At 38.8% G+C, this 17,962-nt stretch carries 13 protein-coding genes; 9 read left to right on the top strand and 4 right to left on the bottom strand.

What is annotated here, in order from left to right:
• Positions 1-65 precede the first annotated feature (65 nt).
• A complete protein-coding gene (abc-f, locus tag CKJ95_RS12935; RefSeq protein WP_099353840.1) occupies positions 66-1,754 on the top strand; it encodes a ribosomal protection-like ABC-F family protein in 1,689 nt (562 codons plus the stop codon).
• Between the two features lie 44 nt (positions 1,755-1,798).
• Here abc-f and CKJ95_RS12930 read toward each other — a convergent pair whose 3' ends face one another.
• The 4 genes from CKJ95_RS12930 to CKJ95_RS12915 form a co-directional block, all read right to left on the bottom strand.
• Positions 1,799-3,727 (bottom strand): TRAP transporter permease, encoded by a 1,929-nt coding sequence (locus CKJ95_RS12930; RefSeq protein ID WP_099353839.1) that lies wholly within the window; start codon positions 3,725-3,727, stop codon positions 1,799-1,801.
• A gap of 24 nt (positions 3,728-3,751) precedes the next feature.
• Complete coding sequence (locus tag CKJ95_RS12925; protein ID WP_180271501.1) at positions 3,752-4,759, bottom strand: TAXI family TRAP transporter solute-binding subunit; 1,008 nt, start codon at positions 4,757-4,759, stop codon at positions 3,752-3,754.
• A gap of 78 nt (positions 4,760-4,837) precedes the next feature.
• Positions 4,838-5,698 carry a carboxylating nicotinate-nucleotide diphosphorylase gene (gene nadC / locus CKJ95_RS12920; protein WP_099353837.1) on the bottom strand — a complete coding sequence of 287 codons (861 nt, stop codon included), beginning with the start codon at positions 5,696-5,698 and terminating at the stop codon, positions 4,838-4,840.
• 281 nt (positions 5,699-5,979) lie between these two features.
• Positions 5,980-7,212 carry an aminopeptidase gene (locus tag CKJ95_RS12915; RefSeq protein ID WP_099353836.1) on the bottom strand — a complete coding sequence of 411 codons (1,233 nt, stop codon included), beginning with the start codon at positions 7,210-7,212 and terminating at the stop codon, positions 5,980-5,982.
• A 219-nt stretch (positions 7,213-7,431) separates the two neighbouring features.
• On the opposite strand from CKJ95_RS12915, the gene CKJ95_RS12910 reads away from it, so the two are divergent.
• The 8 genes from CKJ95_RS12910 (at position 7,432) to CKJ95_RS12875 (ending at position 17,924) form a co-directional block, all read left to right on the top strand.
• The gene (locus tag CKJ95_RS12910) at positions 7,432-7,833 is read left to right on the top strand and encodes a GntR family transcriptional regulator (RefSeq protein WP_099353835.1); all 402 of its coding nucleotides are present in this window, start codon (positions 7,432-7,434) and stop codon (positions 7,831-7,833) included.
• Complete coding sequence (locus CKJ95_RS12905; RefSeq protein WP_099353834.1) at positions 7,820-8,704, top strand: ABC transporter ATP-binding protein; 885 nt, start codon at positions 7,820-7,822, stop codon at positions 8,702-8,704. The genes CKJ95_RS12910 and CKJ95_RS12905 overlap by 14 nt, the downstream gene beginning before the upstream one ends.
• Positions 8,697-9,761 carry an ABC transporter permease gene (locus CKJ95_RS12900; protein ID WP_180271500.1) on the top strand — a complete coding sequence of 355 codons (1,065 nt, stop codon included), beginning with the start codon at positions 8,697-8,699 and terminating at the stop codon, positions 9,759-9,761. The genes CKJ95_RS12905 and CKJ95_RS12900 overlap by 8 nt, the downstream gene beginning before the upstream one ends.
• Before the next feature lie 67 nt (positions 9,762-9,828).
• The gene (locus CKJ95_RS12895; protein WP_099353832.1) at positions 9,829-10,323 is read left to right on the top strand and encodes a hypothetical protein; all 495 of its coding nucleotides are present in this window, start codon (positions 9,829-9,831) and stop codon (positions 10,321-10,323) included.
• A 61-nt stretch (positions 10,324-10,384) separates the two neighbouring features.
• Positions 10,385-10,879: a DUF1648 domain-containing protein gene (locus tag CKJ95_RS12890; RefSeq protein ID WP_180271499.1), complete on the top strand. Its 495-nt coding sequence runs from the start codon at positions 10,385-10,387 to the stop codon at positions 10,877-10,879.
• A 97-nt stretch (positions 10,880-10,976) separates the two neighbouring features.
• Positions 10,977-11,663, top strand: coding sequence for a copper homeostasis protein CutC (locus CKJ95_RS12885; RefSeq protein ID WP_099353830.1), 687 nt, complete (start codon positions 10,977-10,979; stop codon positions 11,661-11,663).
• Positions 11,664-11,791: 128 nt separating this feature from the next.
• Positions 11,792-14,728 (top strand): PD-(D/E)XK nuclease family protein, encoded by a 2,937-nt coding sequence (locus tag CKJ95_RS12880; RefSeq protein ID WP_099353829.1) that lies wholly within the window; start codon positions 11,792-11,794, stop codon positions 14,726-14,728.
• The gene (locus tag CKJ95_RS12875; protein WP_099353828.1) at positions 14,721-17,924 is read left to right on the top strand and encodes a UvrD-helicase domain-containing protein; all 3,204 of its coding nucleotides are present in this window, start codon (positions 14,721-14,723) and stop codon (positions 17,922-17,924) included. The genes CKJ95_RS12880 and CKJ95_RS12875 overlap by 8 nt, the downstream gene beginning before the upstream one ends.
• The last annotated feature ends 38 nt before the right edge of the window (positions 17,925-17,962 follow it).

Raw genomic sequence — 17,962 nt, 5'->3', positions numbered from 1 at the left:
ATTGTACGTTTATTTGTGATGGGAAAAATACGTCCTCTTTAGATACATTCTAGGGAGGTTTTTTTATGACGATTTTAAAAATGAGCGGGATCCAAAAAAGTTACGGAGACAAGATGATCCTAAATCATATTGAATGTACGGTTCAAAGAGGAGACCGAATTGGGATTGTTGGAGATAATGGCGCTGGAAAAACAACGTTAGCTAACATCATAACAGGTAAAATTGAAATTGATAAAGGATCAATTGACATGCCTTCAGGACCCATTTCAATTGGATATGTAAAACAGGCTGCTGAAGCAGCATATGACGAACTCGAGAATGTGGCTATTTCCGGGGAGATATTGGAACAAACGAGTCAACTTGGGTTATTGAGGGTACAAACTTGCGACCAAGAAAGAGCAGCACATTTAAGTGGTGGTGAGAAAACAAAGCTATCCTTAGCAAAAGTGTGGTCATCTTCGTCTGACCTTCTAATACTTGATGAACCGACAAACCATCTTGATTTTAAAGGTGTGGAATGGCTGATTGAGGAAATGAAGGCTTATCAGGGAGCTATTCTTGTTATTTCACATGACCGGTATTTTCTTGATAAAACGGTTAGTCAAATTTTGGAGATTGAAAGCGGCAATTCCTTTATTTACCAAGGGAATTATACGAATTACTATGAGGAGAAGGAAAGGTTGTATCAAAGCCAGCTCCATCGCTACGATATTCAGCAAAAGCATAAAGAAAAAATTGAAAACCAAATGAGCAATTTGCAAAATTGGTCAGATAAAGCACATCGCCAATCGACGAAACAGGAAGGTTTTAAGGAATTCTATCGAGTTAAAGCAAAGAAAATGGATAAACAAATGAAGTCCAAAATGAAACGGCTTGAAAAAGAGCTTGAGAAGAATAAAGTTGAAAAGCCGAAGGAAAAGGATGAGTTGCAATTTCACTTCAAACAAAGTAAAAAGAGAGGAAAACGAATCGTTGAAGTGAAAAATGGAGAAATGAAATTTGGAGAAAGGGTCTTGTTTCAAAATAGCCATTTTTATGTAAAGTTTGGGGAAAGAATTGGAATTCTTGGTGAAAATGGCTGTGGGAAGACCACCTTGCTTCGCATAATAATGGGGGAGGAACGGCTTTCAAGAGGGGAATTATGGAAAAGTAATTCCTTGAAAATCGGTTATCTGTCACAAGATGTGACAGACTTAGATGAAGCAAAGACAATTCTAGAATATCTTGATGTTACCGCTAGAGATGAGATAAGTGAAACAAGAACGATATTTGCAAACATCGGGTTTAATGCAGATAAAATCAAACAGCCCATCTCCACTTTAAGCTTTGGGGAACGGACGAGAATTAAGCTTGTTAAACTTTTGTTAGATGAAGTTGATGTCCTGATATTAGATGAACCAACCAATCATCTTGACCTCACAAGTCGGGAATCACTAGAAAAAATGTTACAGTCCTTTGAAGGTACAATTTTAACGGTTTCCCATGATCACTATTTTCTTAAAAAAATGTGTGATCAACTACTTGTTTTTGACAATCATGTCATTAAAAGAGTGGAAATGAGACTAGAAGAGTATCAGCAAAAAAAACATCAAGAACCTAAGGCAATACAAAACAAGGAAGAAGAAAAGTTACTAATTGAAAATGAGATAAGTGCAACAATCGGCCAACTGTCTACACTGTCAAAGGATGACCCTAAATACGAGGAGCTAGACAAAAGACTTTTAGCATTAATGAAAAAGAAAAGAGAGCTATGAGGAGAAAAAAAGTTCAGTGTCCTCAACACTGAACTTTTCTTATTTTAAGCCCCTTTTTCGAGTGGCATGTATTGGATTTGGCGCTTTTTTTGAAGTGTAAACACTACTATAAATAAAATAATGCCTATACCGCTGAATATAACATGAGGATAAATGAGCAATAGTCCGCTTGTGATTAATAGCATTCGATCAACTATTGTCGTACCCTGTTTAAGCCAGCCAATGACACCTGCGCTTAGTGCAAGAACACCTATAACCGCGGTAGAGAATGAAACAAGAATTTCAATAGGTGAACCATCGAGCAGAAGTGCAGGTTCTAAAACAAACATAAATGGAACGATGAAGCCCACTAAACCAAGTCGAACCGCTTCTAGCCCAACTTGGTTTGGGTTGCTATCGGCAATACCAGCAGCGGCATAAGCTGCGACTGCAACAGGTGGTGTAATTGCTGAAAAAATAGAGAAATAAACAATAAACAAGTGGGCGGCCATTAATGAAACACCTAATTCCATTAGAGCTGGAGCAGCTAACATCGCCGTCAAAATATAGGCAGCAGCTACCGGCATCCCCATTCCTAAAATAATGCAAATGAGCATGACTAGAATCAAGGTAGGAAGGAGCATACCTTCAGTTAGCCCGAGGACAACACTCGTTAATTTACCACCAAGTCCCGTTGACATGATACCTGAAATGACTAACCCAGCAGCTGCACAGGCTGTTGTTACGGGGATTGATGATCTTGCACCATCAACCATCGCTTCAAAAATTTGCTTAACACCCATTCGAGTTTTTTTACGAAACCAGCTTACTACGATGATGGCTAATACACCGTAAAAACCAGTCCTAGATGCACTATAGCCATTTAAAAGAAAGAAGAGTAAGATAACCAATGGTATAAAATAGTACCAGCCTTCTTTTAACACGTTTGAAACGTTAGGAATGTCCTCTTTATTTGCCTTTGGTAAATCTAATCTTATTGCCTCAAAATGAACCATCGCAAGCAATGAAATGTAGTAGAGTATTCCAGGAATAATCGCAGCAATAACAATCGATATATACGGAATCTGAGTAATTGCTGCCATTAAAAAGGCAGAGGACCCCATAATCGGTGGTAAGATACTACCACCAGTCGATGCAGCTGCCTCAACTGCTGCAGCAAATGTTGGTTTGTATCCAGAGCGCCTACTCACAGGAATCGTAAATGAGCCTGTTGTTACAACATTCGCTGTTGGGCTTCCAGAAATCATGCCAAAAAACGCACTCGCAATGACGGCCACCTTGGCTGCTCCACCACGTGTTCTTCCAGCTAAAGCGGTTGACAATTGGAAGAAGAACTCACCCGCACCTGCCTTTTGTAAAAACGCCCCAAACAGTAAAAACATATAGACGAATGATGCTGCGACCGCAATTGGTGAACCCCAAAGGCCGTTAAAACTATAAGCTAAATCTTCAACTACTTCAGAAAATGAAAATTCCCGATGCCAAATGAGTCCGCCTAAATGATGGCCCCACAGTGCATAACTGATTCCAATTAATACGATGATGACGATTGGCATTCCAATTGTGCGGCGAGCTGCTTCGATACTTAATATGATAAATATGAAGCCTACAAAAATATCCAAAGAGGACAATGGGTCGACAATGGGTATCCGTTCCGAAATCCGTACTGCGTGGATGTTAAAATAGAATCCTGCACCTAAAGCTAAGCATGAACAAATATAGTCAGGGACTGTTGGCGTAGCGCTTGTTCCGCTTTGTTTTGAAAAACTATAATACAAAAAGGTCAAGATTAGAATGAGAGATAGATGAGTTGCCAACAGTTGGATCGGATCTAATTTTCCCCAAACAACAGACACAATTTGGAATAATGATAAGATCAATGCGAAACTTATAAACAATTTAAAAGAGGGACCTGTCAAGTCACGCTTTTTACCTTCAGAAAAGGCTCTAGTTATATAATTTGTAAAGCCCATTATCTTGGGAACTCCCTTCTAAATTTAATGAATTAGTCCTTTTTCTTTGAAAAATTTCTTTGCACCAGGATGAAGAGGGACCTTCCCAACTTTGCTAAAGTTTTCGTCTGATAGCTTCTTAAATTCTTTATGGACCGTGCCTAAATATTCAATATTTTCATAGATAGCCTTTGTAACGCGATACACTTCTTCCTCAGGAACATCCTTGTGAACAATTAAAATAGCAGGAGTATATAGGGTGTGTATATCTTTGTTTAAAAAATCATAACTCCCTGCCTCAATTGTACCTATCTCCATTCCTAGCTTATCTGCCACATCTTGAAGTATTTCTTGGTCCATCGAAATAAATTTCATTTCATTTGTGATGGCCGCTTCTAAAATGTCACTGGATGGAACGGATACTGCATCTCCGGTAGTATCAATTCGATTATCTCCCATTAATTCAAACGTCTTTGAACCACTTAAATGATCAACAGAACCACCCCAAGAGGCAATGTCTTTATAGGTTACATCGTATTCTTGTAAAATCGTCCGTGTAATGATTTCACCTGCTGAACCTCTTTGGTCAACAGCTAGCCGCATCGGTGCTTTTTTTTCAATCACCTCGGCTAATGAATCGAATTCTACGTCAGCTCGTGCGATTAATTGATAATAGTTAGCAGGAATTACCACACTAATCGCCCGTATATCTGGATAGGCTTCTTTATAAGGTTCTGTCCCACTGAATGCTGCATAAGCTGTCATGGCGTAAGAGATTCCATAAGGGACCGTGTTTGTTCCAACACTAGCAGGATTCTCAACAATCCCGCCAGGCTCAACCGTAATAAGTGAACCTTTATTTTCACGACGAATCGACTCGGCGATACCTTCTGTAAAAACAGACCATGCGCCTCCTGTCCGTCCGCCAATAATGGTCGTTCGAATATCGTCCGTATCTGCGACAGACACCGCTCCAACTTTATTCATGCAACCTGCTAGAAGAATACTGCTAATTAAAAGTAAGAAAAAATAAGTCCAATTTTTTTTAGACATCCACATTTACCCCCAAAGGTTATGCTACCCGAGTTGCACCTATTTTTAACAAGCCAAGTGTACTCAGGTTGCATACCATCATTCATTGAAAGAAGTTTTCTTGTTTCCTTCTTTTACCTGCAAGCTAATATCAAGGGCTTTTACAGAATGAGTTAAAAATCCTAATGATATATAATGGACACCTGTACCAGAATAGGTGGCTAAATTATTTAAGGTTATTCCGCCAGATGCTTCAGTGATGATTCCCTTTGGTACTAACTTTGAGAATTCATTCACTTCTTCAGGGCTACGATTATCAAACATAATTACATCTGCTCCAGCTTCTACAGCTTCCAAAACTTCTTCTTTGCTTTCCGTTTCCACTTCAATCTTTACCATATGGCCAATTTTTTCGCGTACAGCTTCAACAGCTTTTGTAATTGAACCGCTATAAGCGATATGGTTATCCTTAATCATGACTCCATCATAGAGCCCAAAACGGTGATTCTTGCCACCACCAGATACAACAGCATATTTATCAAGCATCCTTAGTCCTGGGATGGTTTTTCTAGTATCACAAATCCGAATGGAAGGATCGTTTAAAGCTTCTACACATTTGTTTGTAACAGTTGCAATTCCACTCATTCGTTGGATGAGATTCAGTATCACTCTCTCACCAGTGAGTAGGTGGGATGTCGGACCACTTACAGTCGCGATGGTATCGCCTGCAGATACACGGTCTCCATCAGAAAAACGAAGCTCGACTACAATGGTTGAATCTAACAGTTGATAGGCTTCTTTAATAATGGCCAATCCAGAAATAATTCCGTCTTCTTTTGCAATAAACACGCCTTGACTTGTTTGTTCAATTGGGAATATCGAGTGACTAGTTACGTCCAGTTCTCCAATATCTTCGAGTAAAAACTCCTGTAACATTTTTCGCAATTTTAATAGATTCATAGTTTGCCTCCTAGGATAAATAAGTTTGATAATAATTTCACAAACTTAGGTAGAGTAGTTTTTGGATATAAAGAAGTTTAAGTGACGCGACTGAAAATACAAGTGTCTTGTCATCTATATTTACACATTAACAGCTGAATTTCAATAGTCTCAATAAAATAATTTTTTGAGCTAAGGATATGCAAAATGGGGGAGTTTAAGAGGGAAAAAGGCTCCATTGAGAGAGAAACATACTCCCCAATGGTGCCTTTTTTATCTTGTTCCAGTAGTCTGGTACTATATTAGAATGCCCAGTTCCCTTTACGGAAGACGGGTTCGATGGTGCCATCAGCCGTGATGCCATCTATGTCCATTTCACCTGAGCCGACCATAAAGTCAACATGTGTGATACTTGAGTTTGCCCCTTTTTTCACTAGCTCTTCACGTGACATCGTTTTACCACCTTCAATACAGAAGGCATATGCGTTACCGATTGCAAAGTGATTGGATGCATTTTCATCAAAAAGAGTATTGTAAAAAAGAATTTTTGATTGTGAAATAGGTGAACTATGTGGAACTAATGCAACTTCACCTAAATAGTGACTGCCTTCGTCAGTTTCCACAAGGCGTTTGAGTGTATCTTCACCTGTTTCAGCCTTTATATCCACGATTCGCCCATTTTCAAAGGTTAACGTAAAGTCATCAATTAAGCTTCCTCCGTAATTAAGGGGCTTCGTACTGCTAATATAACCATTCACACCTTCTTTTGCAGGAACGGTGAAGACCTCTTCAGTTGGCATATTGGCCACGAATTGAATATTTTGTTCGTTTTCACCACCACCGCCAATCCAAACGTGACCCTCAGGCAGTTCCACCATTAAGTCAGTTCCAGGTGCTGTATAATGCAATTTTTTATATTTTTTCTTGTTTAAGTATTCAACCTTTGCATGCAAAGTTGCATTGTGATCCTTCCATGCTTGTACAGGATTTTCAGTATCCACACGAGTTGCTTGGAAAATCGCTTCCCATAACTTTTCAACTTGTTCTTCAGATGAGAGGTTTGGGAATACTTTTTCCGCCCAGCTTTCTGATGGCACAGCAATAACGGACCAGCTTACTTTATCTGCTTGTGAATAATTTCGGTATTTTTCCAGCGCTTTACCAGCCGTTTTATTTGCATTGGCAATACGCTCGGGATTGACCCCTTTTAGTAAATCCGGATTGGATGAAATGATGGACAAAAAGGCAGCTCCGTTTTCTGCGAGTTCTTCCATTCCTTTTGCCTTCCACATAGGGTAATCCAAAAATGCTTCATCTGGTGCAAGATCGAAGCGGGTACGTGTAATTTCATCATCATTCCACTCCACATATACATTTCTTGCTCCAGCCTCATAAGCTTTTTTTACAACTTTTCTAACATATTCTACAGCTGAAATAGGTGCATTAATAAGTAGGTTTTGTCCTTGCTGTACATTAACCCCAACGCTTACGGCTAAGTCAGCATATTTTTCTAGCATTTGTTCGAACGTACTCATGTGTATTCTCCTTTGTAACGTGCTAGTAACCTAACACGAATGTAGGTATTGCTTTTTTAGTGTAACAGATACAATATCAACCACGAAATACATTTTTTACAAAATTAGGTGAATGTATATTGACAGAATAGTAGATGTTATTTAATGTATTAAGTGTACTACATGATGTAATACACCTAAAACACGAGTGGCATAGATCAACTGAAAGGGGTGTTTTGCTTGTATTTTCATTTGGATGAACGAAGTAATACACCAATTTGGGAACAAATTGTACACCAAGTCAAGGAACTCATTTTAAAAGGAGTCTTGCAACCGAATGATAAATTATTTAGTGTTCGCGAGCTTTCCTCAAATCTCCTTGTAAACCCAAACACCGTTAGCAAAGCTTACCAGGAGCTTGAGCGCCAGGGAATCATTGAAACGAGAAGGGGAAAGGGTACATTTGTTTCAGAACAGCTTCCTATGAAGGTGGATGATGAAAAAGTGGAGGAAATTAAACAATCATTAAAGCTTTTACTCGTAGAAGCTTCTTATCTTGGGATAAATAAAGACACATTTGTTGAGTGGATTGAGAAGTATGTCGATGAGTTAGGGGGGAAGGACAGCAATGCTCAAAGTTAATAATCTTTCAAAAAGCATTGAAGGAAAAAAAGTGATAAAAAATATCTCTTTTTCAATAAGTGAAGGATCGATTGTCGGATTAGTTGGTCGAAATGGAGTTGGAAAAACAACATTACTCCGAAGCCTTGTTGGCATATTAGATGCAGAACAAGGTGAGGTTGTATTTCAAGGGAAAAACATTGTTACTCACCCGGAAGTAAAAGGGGAAATGGTATTTGTTCCTGATTCGAATTCGATTTTTAATGGATATAGTATCAAAGAGTTAGTAACTTTATATGAAGCGATATACGTGAATTTTGATAAAGAGTATTTCTATCAGCTACTGCAGCGTTTCGACCTTCCAGAAAAACGAAAAATTAGAACCTTCTCACGAGGGATGAAAGCCTTATTATTTATCATTTTATCCATTTCAACAAGAGCAAAGCTAATCATACTGGATGAGCCAACGAATGGACTAGACGCGATAGTAAAAAGAAAGATTCTTCAGTTCCTACTAGAGGAAGTCTCGGAATCAAGGATTTCACTTTTTATCTCAAGCCATCATTTAGAGGAGTTAGAGAAAATCGCGGACACAATTATTATGTTAAAGGACGGGGAAGTCGAATCAATCATCAAGATGGAGGATGCTAAGCTACAGTACAAAAAAGTACAGGTCGTCTTTAAGGAAAATGGCCTCCCTGAGGATATTGAGCAACTTCCAAACATCGAAATTCTAAGTCAAATTGGACGTGTGTGCACATTTTTAATTAGAGATAATACAGAAGAAACAGTATCCCGATTAAAAGAGAAAAATCCGTTGCTTTTAGAGGAATTGCCAATGTCACTTGAGGATATATTTGTGTCGGCATTAGGAGGCGATGATATTGTTTAATAAGGCACTTTGGCTCAGGAATTATAAGCAGACAAAGTTTTTTGTTTGGGGACTTTGGCTGGTGTGTCTTTACTTACCATACAAATTAAATAACTTTTTAAAAATTGAAGAGAATTCGATTTTACACTGGGAAGAGTGGGGCAATACAGAGCCTTATACCTTTTATTTTGGCAACTTTTTAGAAGTGGGGTTATTTCAAACAGTAGCCCTTATTCTATTAGCAACAGCATTAATTGGGTTAGAGAGAACAAATCAGAGCTTGGATTTTACATTAGCATTACCCTATAAAAGAACTGAAATCTTTTTCTCAAAATGGATATATGGAGTTGTACATTTAATCGGAGCATTAACCATTAGTGTACTAATATCAATGATTCTTCTTGGAAATTCGTTATTGAATGAATATCTTCCACTATCTGCACTCGGGTACTATTATGTACTTGCTCTCTTTACATTAATTGGCGTATTTACATTTAGTCTTCTTATGGGCTTAATTGGAGCAAGTTTTATCTCGCAATTTGCATTTAGTGTGATTTTTCTATATTTACCATACGGGTTATATAACTTGATTATGGAAGGCTTTATGAATCATTATCATGCAATCACTGGCCATTACTTTATAAAAGAAAACTATGGAATCCAACATTTTGATTCATATGCTCAGAATCTTTCATTTCCATTATTATTGTTGGATTTTGAACGAGATATTAATGAAATTTATGTATGGAAACAGGCTACCTTTTTAGAATCGATTGATGTCATTCTTATCCCAATTATTGTAACGGGTTTCTCGTTACTCTTGATTAGGCGACTAGCTACAAGTATTAAAAGCGAAAATAACGGTAGAATCTTGGCATATGAGAGGTTGTTACCTTATCTAAAAGTGGGAGTGTTCATTTGTTTCTACTTATTTGGCGGAATTGTATTTGGTTCACAAAGATACGATGAACCCCCAAACCTTCTGTCATATCATTTAGGAGGACTTGGATTCAGTATCATTGCCTACTTCATTCTCACAAAAATGGCAGGAATAAGAATGCAACTCGGGAAAAAATAAAAGATTAATAGAAAAAGGGGCGGTTCTCTGCAAAGACCGCACCACGCTTCAAACAGGGGGATGGGATATGAAACTGTCAAAATTAATACCGTTCGTTCTCATCATGATATTACTTACAGGGTGTAATAAGGAAGAATTGAAATGGTATGGAATGGTTGTATTTAAACCAGTTGAAACACCAGAAACTATTAATACATGGACAGCTCAACTACAATACGTCAATTTTAGTGAAATTAAGGAAACACCACCAGATATTCTTAAAATCACTTATAATACAAACGACTCACCGATTCCTGAAGAGGTTACTTTTCAAATTCGCGGTACAAAAATGACAGGGGTCATCGAGCTTAACGATGACGGGATAGGTGAAGCTGTAATTGATCGCCCACAGTTGTTGGAATATCTTGAGTCAATTATTAAAGAGGATGGCACAATAATAGGGTCAATTCCACTTGTCCTAAGCTGGGAAAACCAAACCGAAGAAATAACTTTACCATACTTAACAGCGGTTAAGGACTATGAAGAAACAACCTTGGATAAATTGTTGAAATTATTGTCATAAAATGAAACCCTTACCACTCCATCATCGTATAAAAAAGTATGAGGAAGGAGTGGTTTTTTTTATGTCTAACAAACCAGTGCTAAAACTCAAAAAAACACTATCTGAAAGAATTTTAGAAACGCTATCTATTTTATTTTTAGTGGGTATTTATGTATATATCATCGTAAGTTGGGGTGAGATTCCGGATCGAGTACCTACTCACTTTAATATCGCCGGCGAGCCCGATAGCTGGGGCGGAAAAGGGAGTGTTCTCATCCTCCCAATTGTCGCAACCTTTTTATTCAAGACCATGTTTATCTTGAGTAAGTTTCCGCATATTCATAATTACCCTGTTGAGGTGACACCCGAAAACGCAGAAGGAATATATAGAGCCTCTCGAAAAATGCTGATTGTGATGAATTTCCTTCTGACGTTTTTCCTAGCGATTGGTGCATTGGAAATGATTAGTGTCGCCCAAGGAAGTGAAGGGCTAGGCATGTGGTACATGATTGGTTTTTTTGTGTCTCTTTTTGGGACAATGGGGTATTATATGTACAAGATGTTTAAAATAAAGTGACCAGAGGGACGGTTCTCTTGGTTCCTTAAAAGGGACCAGGAGAACCGTCCCCATGGTTACACGCGGTACCAAATTACATAAAAGGTAGGAAATAAACATGTTAGTTGAAATTATTGTACAAGATGCAGTAGATGCAAGAATGGCCGAAGAGCATGGTGCAAATCGTTTAGAATTAGTAACGGCAATGACGGAAGGGGGATTAACACCTTCCTATGGAATTATAAAGGATGTTGTCCAAGCGGTCTCCATTCCGGTACATGTTATGATTCGTCCCCATGGGTACTCATTTACATATTCCGAGGACGACAAACGAGTGATCTTGGAAGATATAAACGTTTGTAAGGAACTTGGGGCAACAGGAATTGTATTTGGTTCTTTAACGGAAAGCGGGGAGATTGATGAAGCCTTTCTTGAAAAAGTGATTGAGGCAGCGGATGGAATGAAGATTACTTTCCACCGTGCAATTGATGAAGCAAAGGATATCATCGAAGCATATAAAACCCTTCAAAAATACAGCGATTCTATCCAAACGGTATTAACCTCCGGAGGCGCGCCAAAGGCGTTAGAAGGTGTAGAAAATCTTAAGACAATGCTTGCATTAGCTAAAAAACCATCACCGGTCATTATGCCAGGCTCAGGCTTATCACATAACAATATTGTAGAACTTCATGAAAAAGTTCATGCAACCGAATACCATTTCGGATCTGCGGTTCGAATAAATGGGAAGTTTAGCGAACCAATAAATGGGAATACTATTAAAACGATAAAAGAATTACTGAGCTAATACAACAAGGATGTCTGAATGTAGATTTGGACGTCCTTTTATTTTGTCTAAAATCAAATCGATCGAAAAAAATAACGCCGATAGAAACAAAAAAATACGGCTAGTTACTAAAATGGAGAGTGAAAACCTTGGAAGTTCTCATTAAACACCTCGAAACGATATGCAAAGAGCATTTTTTAACGGAAAAAATCTTACTTGTGGATTCATATATGATTGGCGAACAGATACTTAGGCAATTTACCCAAAATAATAATTTTGCCGTGAATATCAAAATCAAAACTGTTAAGGATCTTGCACTTGAATCCAACTCTGCCGAAGAAAAACAACTAATTGATGATGTACTTGGAACGCATTTTATGTATTCGCTAATGTTGGAGCTTAAGCCGGAGCTTCGCTATTTTCATGAGGTTGAAATCACACCGACCTTAAGCCAAAGGATGTACCAAACAGTAAAGCTATTGCGTCAGGCTGGCTACACAAGTAGCTCTCTTTCTAGGGAAGACTTTGTTTCGACTTCAAAAGGCGATGATATGATAACTATTTTAGCATCTTATGAGGAGCTTCTTCAAAAAAATAAAATGATTGATGAAGCAGAGCTTTTCAGGAGTGCTCTAGGAAAATATCACTCTAGAAACCAAGTCTTCATATTTCAAAGCAACTTAAGGTTAGCTTACCTACAGGTAGAATTTTTAAAAAGTATACTTCCAACAAACTACTTCCATTTACCGATGGAAGCAGTTCGAGGTATGGAGATACCTGAAAACTCTCCTTTTTCAAAGGTTGTTTTCGGTGGCGAAACACCATTAAGCTACCTTTTTGATGTGGAACATTGCCAAACAACGGTTCCGACACTTTCCCTTTTTTCAGCGAAAACGGAGGATATGGAGCTTAAGGAAGTACTATTTCGCATGAAGGAAAAAGGGATCCGGTTTGATGAGGCTGCTCTTTTTTACACATCCAGTTCGCAATATATAACCGCTATGTATCATTTAGCAGAACGAATGCAACTGCCTGTGACGTACGGTGAGGGGATCCCGATTGGTTTTACGCGTCCTGGTAAGTTCGCGGCAGGCATCCTGGGTTGGATGAAAGAATTTTATAGTGTGCGAGTCTTCTTGGAACTTCTACAGGAAAATTTAATGGATTTATGGGAAGCAGCACCATCAAAAGCTAGAATCGCAAACTTGCTGCGGGATGCTCACATTGGTTGGGGGAAGGAGCGTTATCTTTCACAAATCCATGCAAAAATTAATCAACAAAACGCTTCAGAAGATCGAATCCAGCATTATCAATGGCTTTTAAAATGGTTTTCGTCTTTGTTCAGACAAACACCTACAAACCAACCTGACGGAACCATCGTCTATCGTGATCTGCTAAAAACGATTAAGTATTTTCTTCAAAACTATTGTAAAGTGTCCTCCGTATTTGACCAACTAGCAAAAGAGACATTACTAGAACGAATCGAAAACCTGTTGCCATATGCAAATGAAGCCTTATTTGATGTTTATCAAAAATTTGAGGATGATTTTCTATCAATTCAAATTGGCCAGTCCCGACCAAAGCCTGGACATTTACATATTTCGTCCTATAAAAAAGGGATCTATGTAAATCGTGAGCATGTATTTATTGTTGGGATGGACAATCAGCGGTTTCCAGGTAATTCAGGGGAGGACCCATTATTGCTTGACATGGAACGTGAGAAATTGGGCAGATTTCTTCCGTTAGAAAAGGAAAAGTCGAAACGCAATCTTTATTTCATGTCACAGCTATTAGCCTCAGCTGCGTACCATGACATTACCGTAAGCTACTGCAGGTTTAACATAAATGAAAACCGTGTTGTATCACCTGCCTATTTGTTTTTACAATGCTACCGAATTCAATCAGGTGATTTTTCGGCAGATTTCACAACTCTACAAAAGAATGTTCCAGGTGTGGATACAAAGCACATTGTAGATAGGGAAGATTGGTGGACCCACCATATCATAGACTCTCAAAATAATCTTAATGCGGAATCCGTTTTAGCTGGGCATTCACATATTGCAAGAGGACTTCATGCTGAAAGAATGAGGCAAGATCCTGCTTTTACCGTGTATGAAGGGAAAATTGAAAGTGATACGACAGGGTTTGATCCTCGTAAAAACCAAGAGATTACGATTTCTGCTGGGAAACTCGAAAAAATTGCGAAATGCCCATATGCCTATTTTTTAGAAAATGTATTGCGGCTAAAAGTAAATGAGGATATTTCCTATGACCCGACCCGATGGTTAGATGCAAAAACGAGGGGAAGCTTGCTACATGAAATTTTTGAGAATTTTTATAAAGAAATCAAGGCTCGAAAAGAAAGACCTTCCTTCGACAAACATATACACCTGCTAACCAAAATAGCAGAAGATGGGTTGGAATATGTAAAAACTCTCATTCCACCACCAAATGTACGAACGGAAAGACTAGAAACAGAAGATATAATCGAGTCATGTGCAACCTTTTTACGAATCGAAGAAGAAAATAATGAGTTAGGAGAACCTTTGTATTTTGAATATTCCTTTGGTGAAGACGCACCAGCAGTGATTGAACTTCCATCAGGAAAGGTTCATGTTAGGGGAATCATTGATCGAGTGGATCAGTTATCAGATGGTTCTTACCATATTATTGATTATAAAACGGGAAGTAGTTGGGGCTATAAGACAAAAGAGTTCTTTAAAGGTGGAAGACAGCTCCAGCATCTCCTCTACACACTTGCAATTGAAGCACATTTAGGAATTGATGATGGATCGGTGAAAAAGAGCTCTTATTTATTTCCAACGCGAAAGGGAGCGGGGAAACGATTTGAACGAGAACAGGAAGAAACCACCCGTACGAATGGAAAGGACATTTTAGACAAGCTTCTTTCGATTGTGGAACATGGGCATTTCACGATGACTGATGATGAGAATGAATGCAAATTCTGTGAGTTTAAACAAATATGCAGACGTTCCACATATGATAAAGAAACATTGAAACAAAAACAACAGGACGAAACAGCTAAAGGACTAAAGAGCTTTAAGGGAGTGCGCGCCTATGACTAAGGTAATTGTCGATCAAGAGGCTAGAGATAAAATTACGACTAAATTGAATCAAAACTTTCTCGTAGAAGCTGGAGCGGGTTCGGGGAAAACGACAAGCTTAGTTGATCGAATGGTCAATCTTATATATACAGGCACGGCGAAAATAAATGAGATTGTCGCAATCACATTTACAAAAAAGGCAGCAGACGAGCTTAAAACACGATTCTTAACCGTCCTCGAAAAAAAGTGTAAAGAAGAATCAGACCCGGACGTAAAATTTCTGCTAGAGGAAGCCTTGCAAAATATTGAACAATCGTTTATCGGTACGGTTCATTCCTTTTGTGCTCGATTACTACGAGAAAGGCCAGTTGAAGCGGGTCTTGATGTTAATTTTAAGGAACTTGAAGATTCAGAAGATGAAAAAATGGCTGAGGCTGCATGGCTTGTTTACATGCATAAACTGGAACAGGATAACCCACAGAAATCGAAAATGATGAAGGCGCTTGCGATTGAGGAACAGGATCTGTCAGACCGCTTTCGACATATGAAAAACTATCCAGATGTTCTGTGGGCAAGTGATGAAGTGGAGAAGCCAAATCTTGATGATGTGTTTCGTCGTTTCGTTTCACTTTTAAAAGAAGCAAGTCGTTGCATACCAAAAGATATTCCTAAGGGACCTGACAAACTCCAGGAAGCTATTGAAGAATCACTACGACAAGTAAGATTCAATAGCAAAACGGACTCTCTAATGATTACTATTTTTCGAATGTTTGATAAAAACTTTAAGGTTACGCAGAACCGATGGACTTCAAAAGAAGATGCTAAGGAGTATGAAGCTCGAATTACCGATTTTTTCAGGACGCAAATCAAGCCATTGCTGATTAGGTGGAGTGAATATTGTCATCCATTTGTCATTGACTTATTTAAAGAAGCTCTAAAAGAATATGAAAAAATAAAACAAGAACGCTCATTGATGAATTTTCAGGATTTATTGATGAAAACTGCAGCGCTTTTAAAGGACAATTCAGAAGTACGCACGTATTTTCAGCAGAAATACAAAAGGTTGCTTGTGGACGAGTTTCAGGATACGGATCCGATTCAAGCGGAAATTATGTTTTATTTAACAGGAGACGATGTCTCGGAAAGAAATTGGACAAAGTGTAAACCACGTCCTGGCTCACTTTTTGTTGTGGGAGACCCTAAGCAAGCAATCTATCGTTTCCGGCGTGCCGATATCGATATTTACAATCTAGTGAAGGAACTGATTGAAGCCCATGGTGGTGAAGTTCTCCAGTTAATCATGAATTTCAGAACGGTTGATACAGTAACAAGCTTACTAAATGGCGTATTTAAGGAGCAATTACCCGAAAAAGAAACAGTCCATCAGGCCGCCTACCGTCCACTGCATTCCTATAAAGTAGAAGGTAGTTCTGATTTAGCAGGGATTAAGAGACTTGTATTATCGGATGATTTTGCAAAAAATAAAACGACGACGCTTGATGAAGATGCAAGGTGTATAACGGGATATATCCAAAAATTAATCAATGATGGTCACGAGCCAGGTGAATTCATGATTTTAACTCGTCAGAAAGAGGGCATTGATGTTTACGCGCGCGTTTTGGAGGGTGTAGGAATTCCTGTGAGTGTCAGCGGGGAGATGGAAATCGGAACAATTCCCGAATTCATGGACCTTCTACGTCTTCTCGATGCTCTTGTTGATACAACTGATCAAATCGCCTTTGTAGCCGCACTTCGAAGTGTCTGGTTTGGTATCAGTGATGAGGAATTATTTCAATGGAGGCAGGCGGGAGGAGCATTTTCGTTATATGCGGAAACTCCAGACAATTTGGATGGAGTAACAAAACAGCATTTTCAGGATGCACTCTCAAAGCTACAGCAATATGCCAAATGGAAAGTCACCTTCTCACCGCTTGTGGCAATTGTAAAAATAGTGGAGGATATCGGCTTATACCCATTATTTGCCGCTAAAACCTATGGTAAGAGGGAAATGACAAATCTCATGCAAATCCTTGAAGCACTAAGGGTTAAAGAGGAAGCCGAGGCGATAACCTTTAGACAAGCTGTTCAATTTGTAAAAACGCAAATCGAGGAAAAAACAGATGTCATCAGTCTTGAGGAAGACGAAAATGCGGTACGAATCATGAATGTTCATAAAGCAAAAGGCTTGGAGGCATCGATTGTTTTCCTAGCGCATCCTGGTAAAAAGCCTGAAATTCGTAATAAAATATGGTCCCATATCAAACGTGAAGACCAAGGCGCAACAGGGTATTTTATGTTCGGAAGAAAGCATGGTCAAAAGACGAAACCTGTTGCACAACCCCTATTTTGGGAGGAGCACCTAGACGAGGAGGAAGCATATTTACTAGCTGAAGAAATCCGCGTTCTGTATGTTGCTGCTACTAGGGCTGAGAAAACCATGATCATTAGTACATTTGAATCTAAAAATACGAAAAATCCGTGGAGTCTTCTTTTAGATGGCCTACCTAGGCTCGAGGATATTGATATTCCAGAAGTGATAACGGATGAAAAAGAAACAATGGAAAAGAACACAATTCGAGATGAATTCAGACTTGAAACACAAGGATTACTTGATTGGCTCGAAGATCGAAAACAACCTTCCTATTCGACATTTAGCCCTTCCGAAGAAAAGCAAGATATCTTCACGCTTGGAATTGAACGTGAGGAGGGTGGCGGAATGGCATGGGGAACCGCCGTTCATGAGGTTTTTGAGGGGGTCGTCAAAGGTCAAGAAACTGAAACCGTTGTTGTATCCACTTTGAAAAAACATGAAATCTCTTTAGGACGAATGGAAGAAGTCGCACAAGCTGTGGAACGTTTTAAACAATCGACGATTTGGGCAGAGCTTCAAATTGCAGATCAAATTCTAACAGAAGTTCCTTTCACTATACAAATCGATTCGGAAGATCCTTTGTATGAGTTTGTAAAAAAAGGAGACGATGCCGAGATTGTTTTTGTAAATGGAATCATTGATCTTGTGTACAAGCTGAACGGTTCATGGAAGATCGTTGATTATAAAACAGACCGACCAAAGGATATTACTCAGCTCCCGGAATTAACAAAATACTATCGAAATCAAATTGACCTGTACCAGCAAATTTGGGAAAGAATCACAGGAGAACAAGTGGCAGACAAACAGCTCTATTTTGTCACACCAAATAAGATAATGACCCTTTAAGCATCTTTTCGGATGTATGTTTTTTCCTATAAAAACAA

This window comes from Fredinandcohnia onubensis (assembly GCF_002734285.1).
GTDB lineage: Bacteria > Bacillota > Bacilli > Bacillales > Bacillaceae_L > Ferdinandcohnia > Ferdinandcohnia onubensis_A.
This window is presented reverse-complemented; position numbering and strand designations above follow the sequence as displayed.

Coding starts and splice junctions, on each gene's coding strand:
- CKJ95_RS12925 (WP_180271501.1), bottom strand. CDS start 4,759: ATGTCTAAAAAAAATTGGACTTATTTTTTCTTACTTTTAATTAGCAGT.
- CKJ95_RS12930 (WP_099353839.1), bottom strand. CDS start 3,727: ATGGGCTTTACAAATTATATAACTAGAGCCTTTTCTGAAGGTAAAAAG.
- CKJ95_RS12885 (WP_099353830.1), top strand. CDS start 10,977: ATGTTAGTTGAAATTATTGTACAAGATGCAGTAGATGCAAGAATGGCC.
- CKJ95_RS12905 (WP_099353834.1), top strand. CDS start 7,820: ATGCTCAAAGTTAATAATCTTTCAAAAAGCATTGAAGGAAAAAAAGTG.
- abc-f (WP_099353840.1), top strand. CDS start 66: ATGACGATTTTAAAAATGAGCGGGATCCAAAAAAGTTACGGAGACAAG.
- CKJ95_RS12890 (WP_180271499.1), top strand. CDS start 10,385: ATGTCTAACAAACCAGTGCTAAAACTCAAAAAAACACTATCTGAAAGA.
- nadC (WP_099353837.1), bottom strand. CDS start 5,698: ATGAATCTATTAAAATTGCGAAAAATGTTACAGGAGTTTTTACTCGAA.
- CKJ95_RS12915 (WP_099353836.1), bottom strand. CDS start 7,212: ATGAGTACGTTCGAACAAATGCTAGAAAAATATGCTGACTTAGCCGTA.
- CKJ95_RS12875 (WP_099353828.1), top strand. CDS start 14,721: ATGACTAAGGTAATTGTCGATCAAGAGGCTAGAGATAAAATTACGACT.
- CKJ95_RS12895 (WP_099353832.1), top strand. CDS start 9,829: ATGAAACTGTCAAAATTAATACCGTTCGTTCTCATCATGATATTACTT.